We start from the raw sequence: 16,735 nt of genomic DNA, 5'->3' as shown, positions 1-16,735 counted from the left end.
AGCGGCAGCGGCAGCGGCAGCGGCAGCGGCAGCGGCAGCGGCAGCGGCAGCGGCAGCGGCAGCGGCAGCGGCAGCGGCAGCGGCAGCGGCAGCGGCAGCGGCTTATTTTCGCGGTTTCAGGTCCAGCCTGCGCAGATGGCAGGTCACTTCCTCACGGTCGTGATACAGCTGCTTGCAGGCAATCGAAACCTTGACCTTGCCCGCCTTGAAGGTCGCCTCCATGCGGTCCAGCAGCCGACGCACTTCGGCATATCGCTGCTTCATCGGCAATTTCAGATTGACCACCGCCTCCCGGCACAAGCCCTCCCCCAACCAAGTCTCGATCAACGCAGTGGTACGCGCAGGCTTCTCGACGATATCGCAGACCATCCAGTCCACCGGTTGCTTGGGCTGCCAGGTGAAGCCATCGGCCATCAAGTGTTGCACCAGGCCAGTGTCCATCAAACTCTCGGCCATCGGCCCGTTGTCGATCGCAGTGACCAGCATGCCCCGGCGTACCAGTTGGTAAGTCCAGCCACCCGGCGATGCCCCCAGATCAACCCCGGTCATGTCATCGCCCAACCGCTGCTCCCACTGCTCGCGCGGAATGAACTGGTGCCACGCCTCTTCCAGCTTCAACGTCGAGCGGCTCGGCGCCTCCCGCGGGAATTTCAAGCGAGGAATGCCCATCGGCCACAGCGCACTGTTGTTCGCATCGGCAACGCCAACGAATACCCGACGACCACTGATGAACGTCAGCAACAGCCGAGGCAGGCTGGCGTTATCGACCAAACGCCCGGCTTTTTCCAACGCCTTGCGCAGCGGCACCTCGAACTTGCGGCAAAACGTCGACAGCTCCTTGCCATCATTGCTGTCGAGCACCTCCAGCCACAGGCTGCCAAACACCGGCAACGCCCGCAGATGCTCGAGCAACACGCTGACCCGATCGGTCTCAGGCAGTTCGATGTAGCTCCCACGCGCCCACTGGCGCGGGAAGATCAGTTGAGCAAAGCGCAACTGCGCCATCAACCGCTGCGCACCTTCGGCTTCGGCGCAGACAAACTCGGCGCAGGCGCTTTGCGGCTTGCCTTTGGCATAACCGGCAACCCCCAGGCGGGCAGCGTGTTCGCTGATCTCCGCGCAGACCTCGCCCTCGAACCCGGGCCGGCTATGCATGAACAGGGTATTCATCTCTCACTCCACTACGGCTGACGCACCAAAGGCGCCGGCAGGGCGGCGATGATAAAGGAAGATCGGAACCTGCGACATGCCCCGCCGGTCCAGAATAGGGTCAGGGCAGACAAACCGGTCTAACCTGACTCTTCAGCCAGGTCCGTACCGTGCGGGCCGAAACACCGCGGTGACACCGGCATCAACCAGCCAATGCCGGGCACCGGTGCATAAGGAGTTGGCAATGCCCTCGCTCGATAGCCTGAACACCCTCAAAACCCTCGAAGTGGCCGATCAGACCTACCACTACTACAGCCTTGCCGAAGCGGCACGACAGCTCGGAGACCTGCAGCGCCTGCCCATGTCGCTCAAGGTGCTGCTGGAAAACCTGCTGCGCTGGGAAGACGGCAAGACAGTCAGCAGCGACGACCTGCGCTCGCTCGCCGACTGGCTGCAAGACCGTCGTGCCGATCGCGAAATCCAATACCGCCCGGCGCGGGTACTGATGCAGGATTTCACCGGCGTGCCAGCGGTCGTCGACCTAGCGGCCATGCGCGCTGCCATGGCCAAGGCCGGGGGCGACCCACAGCGAATCAATCCGCTGTCGCCTGTGGATTTGGTGATCGACCACTCGGTGATGGTCGACCGCTACGCCAGCCCCGAGGCGTTCAGTGAAAACGTTGACATCGAGATGCAACGCAACGGTGAACGGTACGCCTTTCTGCGCTGGGGCCAGAGCGCGTTCGACAACTTCCGCGTAGTGCCGCCGGGCACCGGCATCTGCCACCAGGTCAACCTGGAGTACCTAGGCCGTACGGTATGGACCCGTGAGGCCGACGGGCGCACCTATGCGTTCCCAGACACCTTGGTCGGCACCGACTCGCACACCACCATGATCAACGGCTTGGGCGTGCTCGGCTGGGGCGTTGGCGGGATCGAAGCGGAGGCTGCCATGCTCGGCCAGCCAGTGTCGATGCTGATCCCGGAAGTGATCGGTTTCAAGCTTACCGGCAAGCTGCGCGAAGGCATCACTGCCACCGACCTGGTGCTGACCGTGACCCAGATGCTGCGCAAGAAAGGCGTGGTCGGCAAGTTCGTCGAATTCTACGGTGACGGCCTGGCCGACCTGCCCTTGGCCGACCGTGCCACCATTGCCAACATGGCGCCGGAATACGGCGCGACCTGTGGCTTCTTCCCCGTCGATGAGGTCACCTTGGACTACCTGCGCCTTTCGGGTAGGCCGCAGCAGACGGTGCAACTGGTCGAACAGTACTGCAAGACACAAGGCCTGTGGCGCCTGCCAGGCCAGGAACCGCTGTTCACCGATACCCTGGCCTTGGACATGGGTGACGTCGAAGCAAGCCTGGCCGGGCCCAAGCGCCCGCAGGACCGCGTTGCGCTCGGCCAGGTCAGCCAAGCGTTCGACCACTTCATCGAACTGCAGCCCAAACCGCTGGCCAAAGAAGTCGGCCGCCTGGAAAGCGAAGGCGGTGGCGGTGTAGCGGTGGGCAACGCCGACCAGGCCCGGGAGATCGACTACAGCCACCAAGGCCAGACCTATACCCTGCGCGACGGCGCCGTGGTGATTGCCGCCATTACCTCCTGCACCAACACCTCCAACCCCAGCGTGATGATGGCGGCTGGCCTGGTGGCGAAAAAGGCGCTGGAGAAAGGGCTACAGCGCAAACCCTGGGTGAAGAGCTCGCTGGCACCTGGTTCCAAGGTGGTCACCGACTATTACAACGCCGCCGGGCTCACCCCTTACCTGGACCAACTGGGTTTCGACCTGGTCGGCTACGGCTGTACCACCTGTATCGGCAACTCCGGCCCACTGGACGAGGCCATCGAGAACGCCATCGGTAGCGCCGACCTGACCGTGGCCTCGGTACTGTCGGGCAACCGCAACTTCGAAGGCCGGGTGCACCCGCTGGTCAAGACCAACTGGCTGGCCTCGCCACCCTTGGTGGTGGCCTACGCGCTGGCCGGCAGCGTGCGCCTGGACCTTACCCGTGACCCACTGGGCACAGGCAAGGACGGGCAGCCCGTGTACCTGCGCGACATCTGGCCCAGCCAGCAGGAAATCGCCGACGCCGTGGCCAAGGTCGACACGGCGATGTTCCACAAGGAGTACGCCGAAGTATTCGCAGGTGATGCGCAGTGGCAAGCGATCGAAGTGCCGCAGGCGGCCACCTACGTGTGGCAGGACGACTCCACCTATATCCAGCACCCTCCGTTCTTCGACGGCATTGGCGGGCCACTGCCGGTGATCGAGAACATCCAGGGCGCGCGCATTCTCGCCCTGCTTGGCGATTCGGTGACGACCGACCACATCTCCCCCGCCGGCAACATCAAGGTCGACAGCCCGGCCGGGCGCTACCTGCGCGAAAAAGGCGTGGAACCTCATGACTTCAACTCGTACGGGTCACGCCGGGGCAACCATGAGGTGATGATGCGTGGCACCTTCGCCAACATCCGTATCCGCAACGAAATGCTCGCCGGTGAAGAAGGCGGCAACACGTTGTACGTACCCACCGGGGAAAAGCTCTCGATCTACGACGCGGCCATGCGCTACCAGGCTCAAGGCACACCACTGGTGGTGATCGCCGGCCAGGAATACGGCACCGGCTCCAGCCGCGACTGGGCAGCCAAGGGCACCAACCTGCTGGGGGTCAAAGCGGTACTGGCGGAGAGTTTCGAGCGCATCCACCGCTCCAACCTGGTCGGCATGGGCGTGCTGCCGTTGCAGTTCAAAGCCGGGCACGATCGCAAGCAACTCGGGCTCACCGGCAAAGAGCAAATCGACATCCTGGGCTTGACCGGGGCTCAGGTAAAACCCGGCATGACCCTGCAACTGCGCATCACCCGTGAGGACGGGCAGCAGCAAGACATCGAGGTGCTGTGCCGGATCGATACGGTCAATGAAGTGGAATACTTCAAAGCCGGCGGCATCTTGCACTATGTATTGCGGCAACTGATCGCCAGCTGAAACCCAGTGACCGGGGCGCACATGCGCCCCTTTTTGTTTCCGCGGCTGGCGCTTGGCCTGCCAATCGGTCATGATTTGACCCGCACGTCATCATCGGCAATACATCGCCAATAGTGGCGCCTTCTTTCGCGAACGTGCCAGGCTGCTAACGCAATCACAGCCGCCTGTTCCTGCGCCAGATCAACGAAGTTAAATCTCCATTCAATAAAAACTCTGGCTTGCCGATATCTGTCGAAAGCCTTGCGGATTACTCAGCCCATGCGTAACAACCAGCCGATCACTCAACGGGAAAGGACTTTCCCTGCCCAACAACGCTTGATCTCGACCACCAATGCCAAGGGTGTGATCACCTATTGCAATGATGCGTTCGTCGAGATCAGCGGCTTCACGCGCGAGGAACTGGTCGGCGCACCGCACAACCTGGTACGCCACCCGGATGTGCCCCCTGCGGTATTCGCCCACATGTGGCAGACCCTCAAGCAAGGCCAGCCTTGGATGGGTATCGTCAAGAACCGCTGCAAGTCGGGTGACCATTACTGGGTCAACGCCTATGTCACGCCGATCTTCGACAACAATCAGGTGACCGGTTTCGAGTCGGTGCGGGTCAAGCCCACCGCCGAGCAGATCCGCCGCGCCGAAGCCCTGTACCAGCGCATCAACCAGGGCAAACCCGCCGTTCCGCGCCGTGACAAGTGGCTGCCAGTGCTGCAGGACTGGCTGCCCTTCATCCTGGTCAGCCAGGTCGGTTTCCTGATCGGTAACTGGCTCGGGCATTCCTGGGGCTTCGCCCTGGCCGCCGCCCTGTCGGTGCCGCTCGGCCTGCTGGGCCTGGGCTGGCAACAACGCGGCCTCAAACGCCTGCTGCGCCTGGCCGAACAGACCACTTCCGACCCATTGATCGCGCAGATGTTCACCGACAGCCGTGGCGTTCAGGCGCGCCTGGAAATGGCCCTGCTCAGCCAGGACGCGCGCATGAAAACCTGCCTGACCCGCCTGCAGGACAGCGCCGAACACCTCAGCGATCAGGCACGCCAGTCCGATGTCCTGGCCCATAAGAGCTCCTCGGGGCTGGAGCGCCAGCGGGTCGAGACCGAGCAGGTTGCCGCTGCCGTCAACCAGATGGCCGCCACGACCCAAGAGGTGGCCAACCATGTACAGCGCACTGCCGATGCCACGCAGGAAGCCAACCGCCTGACCAGCCAGGGCCGGCAGATCGCCGGTGAAACCCGCGACGCCATCGAGCGCCTGTCGGCGGCCGTGGGTGAAACCGGCGAAACCGTGACACAACTGGCCAAGGACAGCGACGAAATCGGTGGCGTGGTCGATGTGATCAAGGGCATTGCCGACCAGACCAACCTGCTGGCACTGAACGCCGCCATCGAAGCGGCCCGCGCTGGCGAGATGGGCCGTGGCTTCGCCGTGGTGGCCGATGAAGTGCGCCAGCTGGCCCAGCGCACCGCTGAGTCCACAGGGCAGATCCATGGCCTGATTGCCAAGCTGCAACAGACGGCCAACAACGCCGTGCTCACCATGGAGTCTGGCCATCGCCAGGCTCAGGAGGGCGTAGAACGTGTGATGCAGGCGGACCAGGCGTTGGTGGGGATCAGCGAGGCGGTGGCCAACATTACCGACATGGCGACCCAGATCGCAGCAGCCACTGAAGAGCAGACTGCCGTGGCCGATGAGATCAGCCGCAACATCAGCACGATCGCCGAACTGGCCGACCAGACAGCCGAACAGGCGCAGCACTCTGCACAGCTCAGCGAAGCATTGACCACTACCGCCGGTGGCCAGTACTCACTGGTGGAGCGCTTCAACCGCTGACAACACAGCGCCCCTTCGAGGCACTAACCGTGAAGGGGCACTACCAACCGAGGGTCAGGCGGCTCTCGAAAAACCGCTCCTCCCCCGTCAACGGGTCGGCAAAGCGCAAGCTGTGTGCCAGCAGCTTCAATGGCCGCTGGTAATCATCTTCCACCTCGAGAAGCGCTGGATAGAACGGGTCATTACAAATCCCCGCCCCCAGTGCCGCCATGTGCACCCGCAGTTGATGGGTCTTGCCAGTCACCGGCGAAAGGCCGTAGCGCCACAACTCCCCCCGCTTCTCCAGCACCTCGGCCAGGGTTTCGCTGTTATCGTCGCCCTGTACCTCATGCATACGGAAAAACGGCTCGCCATGTACCAGGCGGCTTTTATGCACCAGCGGAAAATCATGCTGGGGCAAGGCTGGGGCGATGGCCTGATAGCGTTTGTCGATACGACGCTCGGGAAACAGACGCTGGTACGCGCTGCGGGTTTGCGGGTTGGCCGAGAACAACACCAGCCCTGCGGTATGCCGATCGATGCGGTGCAACGGCACCAGGTGGGGGTTGTCCAGACGCCGGATCAGACGGCGCAGCAAAGTCTGTTCGACATATTCACCGGTTGGCGTAACCGGCAGAAAATGCGGTTTGTCGGCCACCACCAGATGCTCGTCCACATGCAGGATGGTTTCCTGAACCGGGATCGGCCGCTCGTTGGGCACTTCTCGAAAGTAGTGCAGGCGCATACCGCGGCGGTAAGGCAGGTCGGCTGCGATCGCCCGGCCTTCGGCGTCGAGCACCCGGCCACGAGCAAAACGGTCAAGCCACTGGGCACGCTCGATCGCCTTGAAATGGTCGCACAGGCAATCAAGTACCGTCGCCCAGTTGCCAGGTGGCAGGCAGACCGTGCTGGCTTGCTGGCGGGCGGGGTCGAATGGCGTGGTCATGGCGAGACTCGGGGCAGGCAGGGCCGGGCATTATCCCCCAACCCCGCCAGCTCAACCAGCCTGGACCACGGCCTCGCTGCGTGCCTTCAGCCAGCGCAGAACCTGCACGGGCTCCCAGCGGCCTGGATCATAGAGCGCATACAGCAAGCCTTGGTATCCCACCACATCCAACCCTCGATGGTACCCGGCCCGCTGAAACAGGGCCTCGATCTCGGCGAAGCAGGTGTTGAAATGGACCTTGCCGAACGGCGTACGGTCATCGGTGACCAGGCCTTCGAGGCGCAGTTCCAGCACCGCGTCACATACCCGCTCCACCGGCATGCGGTTGACGCTGTACTTGAGTTGCTCGACATTGAGCATGGGCTTACCTCGATACTGTATTTATATACAGCATACGAACTTGCACACCCCGCCGTCAATTCATCCGCGCCTCACCGCAAACCTGGCAGGTAGCCTGTGCCCCTGCGGATGGTCAGCACTTCACGACGCGGCACGTCCGGGGTTACCGACAGGTGGACCCAACTGTCGAACTCGAGGATCATCTGGTCGAAATTCACTGCGCTTGCGCTCACCCGGCGGACCACCTCCCGATTACTGATGCCGAATATCTTGAAATCTGCAGCCAGCCCGTGCAGGTGCTGGCTACGCGAAGAGCCGCCTATACGTTTGTTCAGCGCGGGTGAGCGGTAACCACTGCTGACGATCACCGGCAGACCGAACAATGCTCGAACCTGCTCAAGGGCGTGACAGAGTAGATGAAGGTTACTGATGACTTGCTGGGGTGGCGTATTGTCCAGCCCTTCGCGAGAGGCGACCTGCGAGGCAACCATCTCTTCCAGGGTAAAGTTTGGTGTGATGAACATGACTGCATTCTCGACGATGATGAAGTACCGGCGTCTGTCGCCGGTACGGCATCTTCGAGCAACAACTCAGCGCATGCAGGCAGGCGATGCTTCCCCTGCCGCCATCATTGCGCGAGGAAGGCCACGACCTGTTCAGGATCGAACGGCCAAAGCAGCTCCGCCGAAGTATCGCAACGACGCAATACGGGAATGATCAGCCCGTAGCGCTCGAACAGCGCCTCGCTGTCGGCGATATCGACCAGCTCGACCAGCAGACCATGATCGACGAAAGGCATGAGCACAGCTTCGGCCACTTCGCACAAGTGGCACCCGACGGTGCCGAAGAGTTGGCATTCAGGCAGCATGGGGCGAGACCCGGTTTGGCGTGGATGAGAAGCCTATTCTAGGTCGCTACCGCCCCATGTGCACCTGACTCGCTCAATCCTGGCTGGTGGCACCGATGCGGTGCAGCGACAGGTCGGCGCCCTGGAACTCCTGCTCATGGCTCAGGCGCAGACCGAGGACCGCACGGATCAGCCCGTACACCACAAAGCCGCCAAGCAGCGCGATCAGCACCCCTGACAGGCTCCCGATCAACTGGCTGATCAGGCTGACACCGCCCATACCGCCTAGGCTCGCCTGCCCGAAGATGCCACAGGCGATCCCGCCCCATACCCCGCACAGCCCGTGCAATGGCCACACGCCCAGTACATCGTCGATCTTCCAGCGGTTTTGCGCGGCAGTGAAGCTCCACACGAACAACACGCCCGCCACTAGGCCAGTAGCCAGCGCACCGAGCGGATGCATCAGGTCCGAACCTGCACAAATCGCCACCAGCCCAGCCAGCGGCCCGTTGTGCAGGAAACCCGGGTCGTTGCGCCCGGCCAACAAGGCTGCCAGGGTGCCGCCGACCATGGCCATCAGCGAATTGATCGCCACCAGGCCACTGACGCCTTGCAAGGTCTGCGCGCTCATGACGTTGAAGCCGAACCAGCCGATGATCAGGATCCACGAGCCCAGTGCCAGGAACGGAATGCTCGATGGCGCGAAGGCCACCAGCCGACCCTCACGGTACCGCCCCCGCCGTGCCCCGAGCAGCAGCACTGCCACCAGTGCCAGCCAGCCGCCCATCGCATGCACCACCACCGACCCTGCGAAATCATGGAACGGCGCACCGAAGCGCGCCTGCAGCCATGCCTGAGCACCGAAGTTGCCATTCCATACCACGCCCTCGAAGAACGGGTAAATGAAGGCTACGATCAACGCTGTGGCACACAGCTGAGGCACGAACCGCGCACGCTCGGCGATGCCCCCGGAGATGATCGCCGGTATCGCTGCTGCGAACGTCAGCAGGAAAAAGCACTTGACCAGCGCATAGCCGTGGTCGGCGGCCAGCTGGGATGCCGGGGCCAGAAAACTCGCACCATAGGCAACCCAGTAACCGATGAAGAAGTACACCAGCGCCGAGATGGCGAAATCGCTGAGTATCTTCGACAAGGCATTGACCTGGTTCTTGTGGCGCACGGTGCCCACTTCGAGAAACGCGAAGCCCGCGTGCATGGCAAGCACCAGAATGGCGCCCATGAGGATGAAAAGTGTATTGGAGCCGTGGACCAGGGTGTCCATGGCGCTGTGCATGTTGTCCATGAAAAGGCAGACCTGACTGAAAAAAGGCACCAGGACAGTTCAAGAACCTGCATCCATGCACCGGATCGGTGCCAGCCCACTGCCCGGGTACGGTGAACCGAGCGAAGCCTGCGTGGTTTTTCTTGGGTTTGTCGTGGATTGGGTTAAGGTTTATCGGTATATGCCGGGGTCGTTGCCCTTAATCGGCGCACCGCTGCGGTTTACGCCCCGCGTTGTGGCAATCTTCTTTAGCAAGGCCCATACCAGCAACGGAAGTGAACCTTCAGCGCACAGCGAAACTCGAATGACCTACACATCGACACAGGGAGAGCACCATGGCCAGCAAATCGGCAAAGACTGCACAAGAGATATTGATGGCGGACTTTCAGGCTTTGGTCCGTGACACAGAGAAGCTCCTGGCCGACACCGCCAATCTGGCGGGCGACCAGGCCGATGAGCTGCGTGAGCAGATTCACGAGCGCCTTACCCAGGCCCGAGAAACCTTGCAACTGACCCAGGAGTCGGTACGTGAGCGGGGCCAGGCGGCCTTGGGCAGTGCCGAGCACTACGTACAGCAAAACCCTTGGCAGGCCATCGGCATTGCCGCAGGTGTCGGCCTGCTGATTGGCCTGTTGGCCAATCGGCGTTAAGGAGCTTCCATGGACAATGACGCCATTGGCACCGGCGCTTCGGGCAGGCGCCTGGGCGCCGCGATTCTGGGGCTGCTGCATAGCCATATCGAACTGTTCGGTATCGAACTGCAGGAGCAGAAAGGACGCACCCTGAGCCTGTTGCTGTTCGCCGGCCTGGCGCTGGTGTTCGCCCTGCTGCTGCTGACAGCCCTGTCAGGCCTGCTGCTGGTGTTGCTGTGGGACAGCTATCGCCTGGCCGGGATAATCGGCCTGTGTGTGTTTTATGGTGTGGCTGCGCTGTATTGCGGCCTTCGCTTGAAAGCCGCGGTGTTCGACGAGTCTTCGCCGTTTGGCGCCACCCTCGAAGAACTTGCCAAGGATCGGGAGCGTCTGCTGCCATGAGCCTGCCTGAACTACCCAATACACGTAACCCACGAGAGCTGCGCAAAGCCCTGCTGCGCCTGCGCATGGAGATGCACCGCCAGCAAATCCGCCAGGAGTCCGGGCAAATGCTGCAGCCACTGCACCGCCTGCGCGGCATGGGCGGCTCACTGCATGATGGCCTGGGCATCAAGCACGCGCCTCTATGGGGCATTGGTGCGGTGGTGGCGCTGGGCTTTCTGACCGGCAAAGGGGTGCGCAGCGGCAACCTGTCGCGGCTGGTGCGCCTGGGCACTACCCTGCTGCCGCTGGTGAAGCTGTATCTGCAAGGCCCACGGCGCTCCTGAGCCACCACCAGAGCCGTCAACCACAGGTGACCCACGCGTTTGCAGCGTGGCTCGCACCTGTGAGCGACGGCTTGCCGACGATAAGGCCGGTATCGATTTTCCGCTTGCACAGCCCCGCGCGACACCGGAAGCTACGCCATTCGACCCACAGGAGAGCGAGCCTTGGACTGGCATACCCTGCTCACCCGCGAGCGCCTGGGCAAAGCCCTGTACAGCCCTGAGGAACTGGGGCGAAGCCCCTTCCACAAGGACCACGACCGGATCATCTTCTCAGGCGCGTTTCGCCGCCTGGGGCGCAAGACCCAGGTTCACCCCGTTTCCAGCAACGACCACATTCACACGCGCCTGACCCATTCTCTCGAGGTTAGCTGCGTAGGGCGCTCACTGGGCATGCGCGTCGGCGAAACGTTGCGGGGCAGCCTGCCTGACTGGTGCGAACCCAGTGATCTGGGCATGATCGTGCAGTCCGCCTGCCTGGCCCACGACATCGGCAACCCACCGTTCGGCCACTCAGGCGAAGATGCCATCCGCCATTGGTTCCAGCAGGCTGCAGGGCGCGGCTGGCTGGATGACATGACGGATGACGAGCGCGGCGACTTCCTCAACTTCGAAGGCAATGCCCAAGGCTTTCGCGTGCTCACCCAGCTTGAGTATCACCAGTTCGACGGCGGTACCCGCCTGACCTACGCCACCCTGGGTACTTATCTGAAATACCCCTGGACCGCCCGGCATGCCGATGCCCTGGGGTACAAGAAGCACAAGTTCGGCTGCTACCAAAGCGAACTGCCGCTGCTAGAACAGATCGCCCAGAAGCTCGGCCTGCCCTTACTGGAGGAGCAACGCTGGGCGCGCCATCCGCTGGTCTATCTCATGGAGGCAGCCGATGACATCTGCTACGGCCTGATCGACCTGGAAGATGGCCTGGAGATGGAGCTGCTGCAGTACGCCGAAGTGGAAGCACTGTTGCTGGACCTGGTCGGCGATGACTTGCCAGAAACCTATCGCCAGCTTGGCCCTGCAGATTCGCGACGACGCAAGCTGGCGATCTTGCGTGGCAAAGCCATCGAGCACCTGACCAACGCCGCTGCGAGCGCCTTCGTCGAGCAACAGCAGGCCTTGCTTGCCGGGCAATTGAGCGGCGACCTGGTCGAGCACATGCATGGCCCGGCCAAGCGCTGCGTGCTTCAGGCCAAGGACATGGCACGCAACAAGATATTCCAGGACAAGCGCAAAACGCTGCACGAAATCGGTGCCTACACCACCCTGGAAATCCTCCTCAACACCTTCTGTGCTGCCGCCCTGGAGCAGCATGGCGGGCGCACCCCGTCCTTCAAGAGCCGCCGCGTACTGGATCTGATTGGTAACAATGCCCCCCACCCGCATGATTCTCTGCACAAAGCCTTCCTGCGCATGATCGATTTCATCGCCGGCATGACCGACAGCTATGCCAGCGAGATGGCCCGCGAGATGACCGGCCGCTCCAGCCCGACCTGAACCTGGGTGCTGCCGCATGCCTTTACGTATGCGGCCCCTTTTATTGAAGGATATTTCCTACAAATGTCGCCAACTGTTAAACAGAAAGAGCATCTCCAAATAAAAAGTTACCAATAGACCTTTGACACTGATTCAAACTCTTACGCTTCGTAGCTCTAATTGCTTTCCACTGTAAGCCATTTCCCATATACGTTTAATCGCCCCACTTCACACCCCATGTCAGATGCAACTGGGTTAAGGTGCCCCCCTGCCTCGTCATCCGCCGTAGGGAAGTTGAACATGCACTCCGTATTTATTGTCGATGACCACCCCGTCATCCGCCTGGCTGTCCGTATGCTGCTTGAAAACCAGAACTACAAAGTCGTCGGCGAGTCGGACAACGGCGTGGACGCCATGCAGATGATCCGCGAAACGCTGCCCGACCTGGTGATTCTGGATATCAGCATCCCCAAGCTGGACGGCCTGGAGGTCCTCTCGCGCTTTCAGGCCATGGCGTTGCCGCTGAAGGTGCTGGTCCTCACCGCGCAATCGCCCGCGCTGTTCGCCGTACGCTGCATGCACTCGGGTGCAGCAGGCTATGTGTGCAAACAGGAAGACCTGAGCGAGTTGCTCAGCGCTATCAAGGCGGTACTTGCCGGATACAACTATTTCCCCAGCCAGGCCATCCACACCGACCACGAAACAGCGGATAACGATCTGCGGCTTTTCCGCCAGGTCAATGATCGTGAACTTATGGTGCTGCAACTTTTCGCCCAAGGGCGCAGCAACAAGGAAATTGCCAAAGGCATGTTTCTGAGCAACAAGACCGTCAGTACCTACAAGAAGCGCCTGATGCAGAAACTCCAGGTCGACACCTTGGTCGACCTTATTGAGATGGCCAAACGCAACGCGCTGGTCTGAGGTGTCACATGGCGCGACTTCTTGCCTGGCTGGCCCTTGCACTGCCATTGGCCTGCTGCGCAGCGCAGGCTTCTCAGCTTGAGGCGGTGCCGTATTCCCTGCTTTCCCGCTCCTCGGCCCCACCGGTCACCCCACAGCTGACCGCGCAACAGCGGGAATGGCTGATGGGCCGCCAATACCTGAAGCTGGGCACGTCTGCACCCGACTATCCGCCGTTCGACATAACCAGTGGCGGCCGCGACTATCAAGGCCTTACCGCCGAATATGCCAGCCTGATCGGCAAGGTCCTGCAAGTGCCGATTCGAGTGCTGCGCTACCCCAACCGGCAAGCTGCGGTAGAGGCGCTCAAGAAAGGTGAGATCGACCTGCTCGGCAGCGCCAATGGCTATGAAGCAGCGAGCGATGGCCTGGCGCTTTCGGACCCTTATGCCGTGGACCAGCCAGTGCTGGTGACCCGCGAAGACGAACGCCGCACACTCAACCCGGGCATGGCGGGCATGCGCCTGGGCATGCTGTATCACTATCTGCCCCGAGAAGAAGTCAGCACTGTCTATCCCAAAGCAGAACTGCTGGCCTTCGGTTCATCTTCCCAAGCCCTCAATGCCGTAGCGTTCGGGCAGGCTGACGTGTTCATCGGCGATACCATCTCCACGCACTATCAGCTCAACCGCGGCCACCTGCCGCGCCTGCGCATGGCCAGCTTCGGCAAACATGAAAGCGTCGGCTTCAGTTTTGCGATGCGTGCGCAAGATACCATTCTCAAGGATCTGGTGAACCTGGCCCTGGACCGCCAGCCAGCTGCCGTGCGCGCCAGCATCTTCAAACGCTGGAGTGCCGGCAGCGACCTGCTGCTGAGCGAGCGCAAACTGCAGCTCACGGCCGAAGAAGAGCAGTGGTTGCGCCGCCACCCTGTGATGCAGGTGGCTATCGACGAAACGGCTGCACCGCTGTCGTATTTCGACGGCAATGGCCATTTCCGCGGGATCACCGCCGACCTGCTGGACCTGATCCGCCTGCGTACAGGCCTGCGCTTCGAAGTGCAGCGCGCCAACGGCATCGCTGAGATGATCGCCCGACTCGAGGACGGGCGCGTCAACATGATCGCAGCGCTTGCCGTGGATGACATGAGCGAGGAGCACTTGCAGCTCAGCCGGCCGTACCTGGAAAGCACCTATGTGCTGGTGACGCGCACCGAAACGCCCCAGTACACCTCACTGGAACACTTGCAGGGCCGGCGCATCGCCATCACCCGCTACAGCGAAATGTCCGAACTGCTGACAACCCGATACCCGCAGACCGGCTGGATCGAGACCGAGAGCCCCTACTATTCCATGGCACTGCTGAGCAGTGGTGCAGTCGATGCCGTCATCACGACCTTGATCGATGCCAACCATGCCGTGGCAGGTAACGCCAAACTGGTGATCCGCAGCACGGTCGGTACCGAGCCTGCGAGCTTCGCCATGGCCACCTCCGCACAGGAAACAGAACTGGCATCGATCCTGGACAAGGCGCTGCTGAGTATTTCGCCGGAAGAACTGGGGGTGATCAACAACCGCTGGAGTGGCTACAGCCAGCATGACGACAGCAACTGGCTGGGTTTCAGGCGCCTTGCCATGCAAGTGTTGCTGGGGACCGCTGTGCTGCTGTTGGCCGCGCTGCTGTGGAACGCCCGGTTGCGCCGCCAGATCAAACAGCGCCAGCACGCCGAACGGGCCCTGAGCGATCAACTGGAGTTCATGGGCGCACTGCTCAACGGCACCCCGCACCCCATGTACGTAAGGGACAGAGCGGGCTGTTTGCAAAGCTGCAATGCCAGTTACCTGGAAGCGGTGCAGGCGACCCACGAAGAGGTCATCGGCAAGCGCCTGGAGGACAGCCTGTTCGCAGGGTCGGACAGCACCCGCCAGATCCATGCCGACTATCTGCAGGTGATGGCCGCCGGCGTTCCGTTGATCATCGACCGCCCCTTGCGGCTCAAGGATCGCGAAATCACCATCTACCACTGGATCCTGCCGTACCGTGATTCACTCGGTGAGGTCCAGGGAATCATCGGTGGCTGGATCGACATCAGCGAGCGGCGCAAGCTGGTGCAGGAGCTGCGCGAGGCCAAGCAATTGGCTGATGATGCCAACCGCGCCAAAAGCACCTTCCTGGCTACCATCAGCCATGAAATCCGCACCCCGATGAACGCGGTCATCGGCATGCTCGAACTGGCGGTCAAGCGTGCTCATCAAGGGCAGATCGATCGCACCTCCCTGGAAGTCGCCCACCATTCGGCCAAGGACCTGCTGGGCCTGATCGGTGACATCCTGGATATCGTGCGTATCGAGTCTGGCCACCTGTCCCTTGCACCCGAGCCGGTCGACCTTGCGGCGCTGGTCGAATCGGTGAGCCGCGTGTTCGATGGCCAGGCACGGCAAAAAGGCCTGGCCTTCGACGTCGAGATCGACCCCAGCGCACGCTGCCACGTCCTGCTCGACCCCTTACGCTTCAAGCAGATCCTGTCCAACCTGATCAGCAATGCCATCAAGTTCACCGGGCAGGGTCAGGTGCGCATCAGCCTCAGCCTGCATGAAGAAGCCCCATCAGTGCCTCCCAGCCTGGAGCTGGAAGTGCGTGACACCGGCATCGGCATTCACGACGATGACTTGCAACGGCTGTTCAATCCCTTCGTTCAGGCCAACCCACACAGCCAGGGCGCTCGCGCCGGCACCGGCCTGGGCCTGGCCATCTGCCGTAGCCTGTGCGAAATGATGGGCGCGAGCCTAAGCATCAAGAGCGTGCCGGATTTCGGCACGCAGGTTCGCTTCAGCGTCCCACTGCAACGTGTAGACGCTCTGCCGCCGCAGGTGCTGGAAGCCGATGACATGGACGTCCCCGATGCCCGGCTGAAGGTGCTGGTGATCGACGACCACCCGGCCAACCTGATGCTGATGGCGCAACAGCTGGGCTACCTTGGCCTGAGCCAGGCCACTGCCAGCGATGGCAGCGAAGGCCTGGAAAAATGGCGCGAAGGGCAATTCGACGTGATCGTCCTCGATTGCAACATGCCGCACATGAACGGTTATCAGCTTGCCGCCGCCGTGCGCGCCGAAGAACGCCAGAACGGGCGTACTCCCTGCGTGATCCTGGGCTATACCGCCAACGCCCAGCCCGAAGTCAGGCAGAAGTGCCTAAGTGTCGGGATGGACGACTGCCTGCTCAAACCCATCAGCCTGCGCACCTTGAGCCAACGCCTGGCCAATATCACCCCCCGGCGGGAGCGGCCCGCAAAGGAGGCACCGTTCCATCTCGAAGGTCTGCGCAGTATCGTTGGCGATAACCCCAACGACCATGAGCGGTTTCTCAAGGCGTTGCTGATGAGCCTGCAGCAGGACCTGGCAACGCTCATGGGCCTGAACCCTGAAGCCCAGCCCGAGGCCATCGCCGAGCAGGCACACAAGATCCTCAGCGCGGCGCGGATGCTGGAAGCGCAGCACTTGATGGCGGCCTGTGAGGCCTTGGAACAGAACGGGTTGCCCGCAGCGCAGCTGAAACAGCGGCGACAGGCTTTGGCACGGCACATGCGCCGCGTAGAGAAAGCCTTGGCCAGAGAACTGACCAAGCCTTGATGAAGCGGCCGCCCGAAC

At 62.0% G+C, this 16,735-nt stretch carries 14 protein-coding genes; 8 read left to right on the top strand and 6 right to left on the bottom strand.

Annotated features, from left to right (window positions below; translation table 11 throughout):
- Positions 1 to 102 precede the first annotated feature (102 nt).
- Positions 103 to 1,170 carry a 23S rRNA (cytidine(2498)-2'-O)-methyltransferase RlmM gene (gene rlmM / locus ACIPZH_RS24895; protein WP_400638206.1) on the bottom strand — a complete coding sequence of 356 codons (1,068 nt, stop codon included), beginning with the start codon at positions 1,168 to 1,170 and terminating at the stop codon, positions 103 to 105.
- Positions 1,171 to 1,393: 223 nt separating this feature from the next.
- Between rlmM and acnA the strand changes: the two genes are divergently transcribed.
- Both acnA and ACIPZH_RS24885 read left to right on the top strand, forming a co-directional pair.
- Entirely contained in the window at positions 1,394 to 4,135 is a 2,742-nt protein-coding gene (gene acnA / locus ACIPZH_RS24890; protein WP_400638205.1) for an aconitate hydratase AcnA, read from the top strand.
- Between the two features lie 258 nt (positions 4,136 to 4,393).
- Complete coding sequence (locus ACIPZH_RS24885) at positions 4,394 to 5,959, top strand: PAS domain-containing methyl-accepting chemotaxis protein (RefSeq protein ID WP_267822239.1); 1,566 nt, start codon at positions 4,394 to 4,396, stop codon at positions 5,957 to 5,959.
- A gap of 40 nt (positions 5,960 to 5,999) precedes the next feature.
- Here the strand turns inward: ACIPZH_RS24885 and ACIPZH_RS24880 are convergent, their stop codons facing one another.
- The 5 genes from ACIPZH_RS24880 to ACIPZH_RS24860 all read right to left on the bottom strand — a co-directional run bounded on the left by ACIPZH_RS24880 (position 6,000) and on the right by ACIPZH_RS24860 (position 9,373).
- Positions 6,000 to 6,884, bottom strand: a complete 885-nt coding sequence (locus ACIPZH_RS24880; protein WP_400638203.1) for a pseudouridine synthase — start codon at positions 6,882 to 6,884, stop codon at positions 6,000 to 6,002.
- A gap of 51 nt (positions 6,885 to 6,935) precedes the next feature.
- Positions 6,936 to 7,244 carry a transcriptional regulator gene (locus ACIPZH_RS24875; RefSeq protein ID WP_267822235.1) on the bottom strand — a complete coding sequence of 103 codons (309 nt, stop codon included), beginning with the start codon at positions 7,242 to 7,244 and terminating at the stop codon, positions 6,936 to 6,938.
- Between the two features lie 71 nt (positions 7,245 to 7,315).
- Positions 7,316 to 7,747 (bottom strand): D-Ala-D-Ala carboxypeptidase family metallohydrolase, encoded by a 432-nt coding sequence (locus tag ACIPZH_RS24870; protein WP_241803139.1) that lies wholly within the window; start codon positions 7,745 to 7,747, stop codon positions 7,316 to 7,318.
- 104 nt (positions 7,748 to 7,851) lie between these two features.
- Positions 7,852 to 8,091, bottom strand: coding sequence for a glutaredoxin family protein (locus ACIPZH_RS24865; RefSeq protein WP_241803138.1), 240 nt, complete (start codon positions 8,089 to 8,091; stop codon positions 7,852 to 7,854).
- 73 nt (positions 8,092 to 8,164) lie between these two features.
- Positions 8,165 to 9,373: an ammonium transporter gene (locus tag ACIPZH_RS24860; RefSeq protein WP_241803137.1), complete on the bottom strand. Its 1,209-nt coding sequence runs from the start codon at positions 9,371 to 9,373 to the stop codon at positions 8,165 to 8,167.
- Between the two features lie 314 nt (positions 9,374 to 9,687).
- Between ACIPZH_RS24860 and ACIPZH_RS24855 the strand changes: the two genes are divergently transcribed.
- The 6 genes from ACIPZH_RS24855 (at position 9,688) to ACIPZH_RS24830 (ending at position 16,717) form a co-directional block, all read left to right on the top strand.
- A complete protein-coding gene (locus tag ACIPZH_RS24855; RefSeq protein ID WP_400638202.1) occupies positions 9,688 to 10,002 on the top strand; it encodes a YqjD family protein in 315 nt (104 codons plus the stop codon).
- Positions 10,003 to 10,011: 9 nt separating this feature from the next.
- Entirely contained in the window at positions 10,012 to 10,386 is a 375-nt protein-coding gene (locus ACIPZH_RS24850) for a phage holin family protein (protein ID WP_241803136.1), read from the top strand.
- Positions 10,383 to 10,712 carry a hypothetical protein gene (locus ACIPZH_RS24845; RefSeq protein ID WP_241803135.1) on the top strand — a complete coding sequence of 110 codons (330 nt, stop codon included), beginning with the start codon at positions 10,383 to 10,385 and terminating at the stop codon, positions 10,710 to 10,712. The genes ACIPZH_RS24850 and ACIPZH_RS24845 overlap by 4 nt, the downstream gene beginning before the upstream one ends.
- A gap of 162 nt (positions 10,713 to 10,874) precedes the next feature.
- Positions 10,875 to 12,206 carry a deoxyguanosinetriphosphate triphosphohydrolase gene (locus ACIPZH_RS24840; RefSeq protein WP_400627049.1) on the top strand — a complete coding sequence of 444 codons (1,332 nt, stop codon included), beginning with the start codon at positions 10,875 to 10,877 and terminating at the stop codon, positions 12,204 to 12,206.
- Positions 12,207 to 12,485: 279 nt separating this feature from the next.
- Entirely contained in the window at positions 12,486 to 13,106 is a 621-nt protein-coding gene (locus ACIPZH_RS24835; RefSeq protein WP_241803133.1) for a response regulator transcription factor, read from the top strand.
- Positions 13,107 to 13,114: 8 nt separating this feature from the next.
- Positions 13,115 to 16,717 (top strand): transporter substrate-binding domain-containing protein, encoded by a 3,603-nt coding sequence (locus ACIPZH_RS24830; protein WP_400638201.1) that lies wholly within the window; start codon positions 13,115 to 13,117, stop codon positions 16,715 to 16,717.
- The last annotated feature ends 18 nt before the right edge of the window (positions 16,718 to 16,735 follow it).

The sequence above is a fragment of the Pseudomonas sp. NPDC089758 genome, from assembly GCF_044748705.1.
In the GTDB taxonomy this organism is placed as follows: domain Bacteria; phylum Pseudomonadota; class Gammaproteobacteria; order Pseudomonadales; family Pseudomonadaceae; genus Aquipseudomonas; species Aquipseudomonas putida_X.
This window is presented reverse-complemented; position numbering and strand designations above follow the sequence as displayed.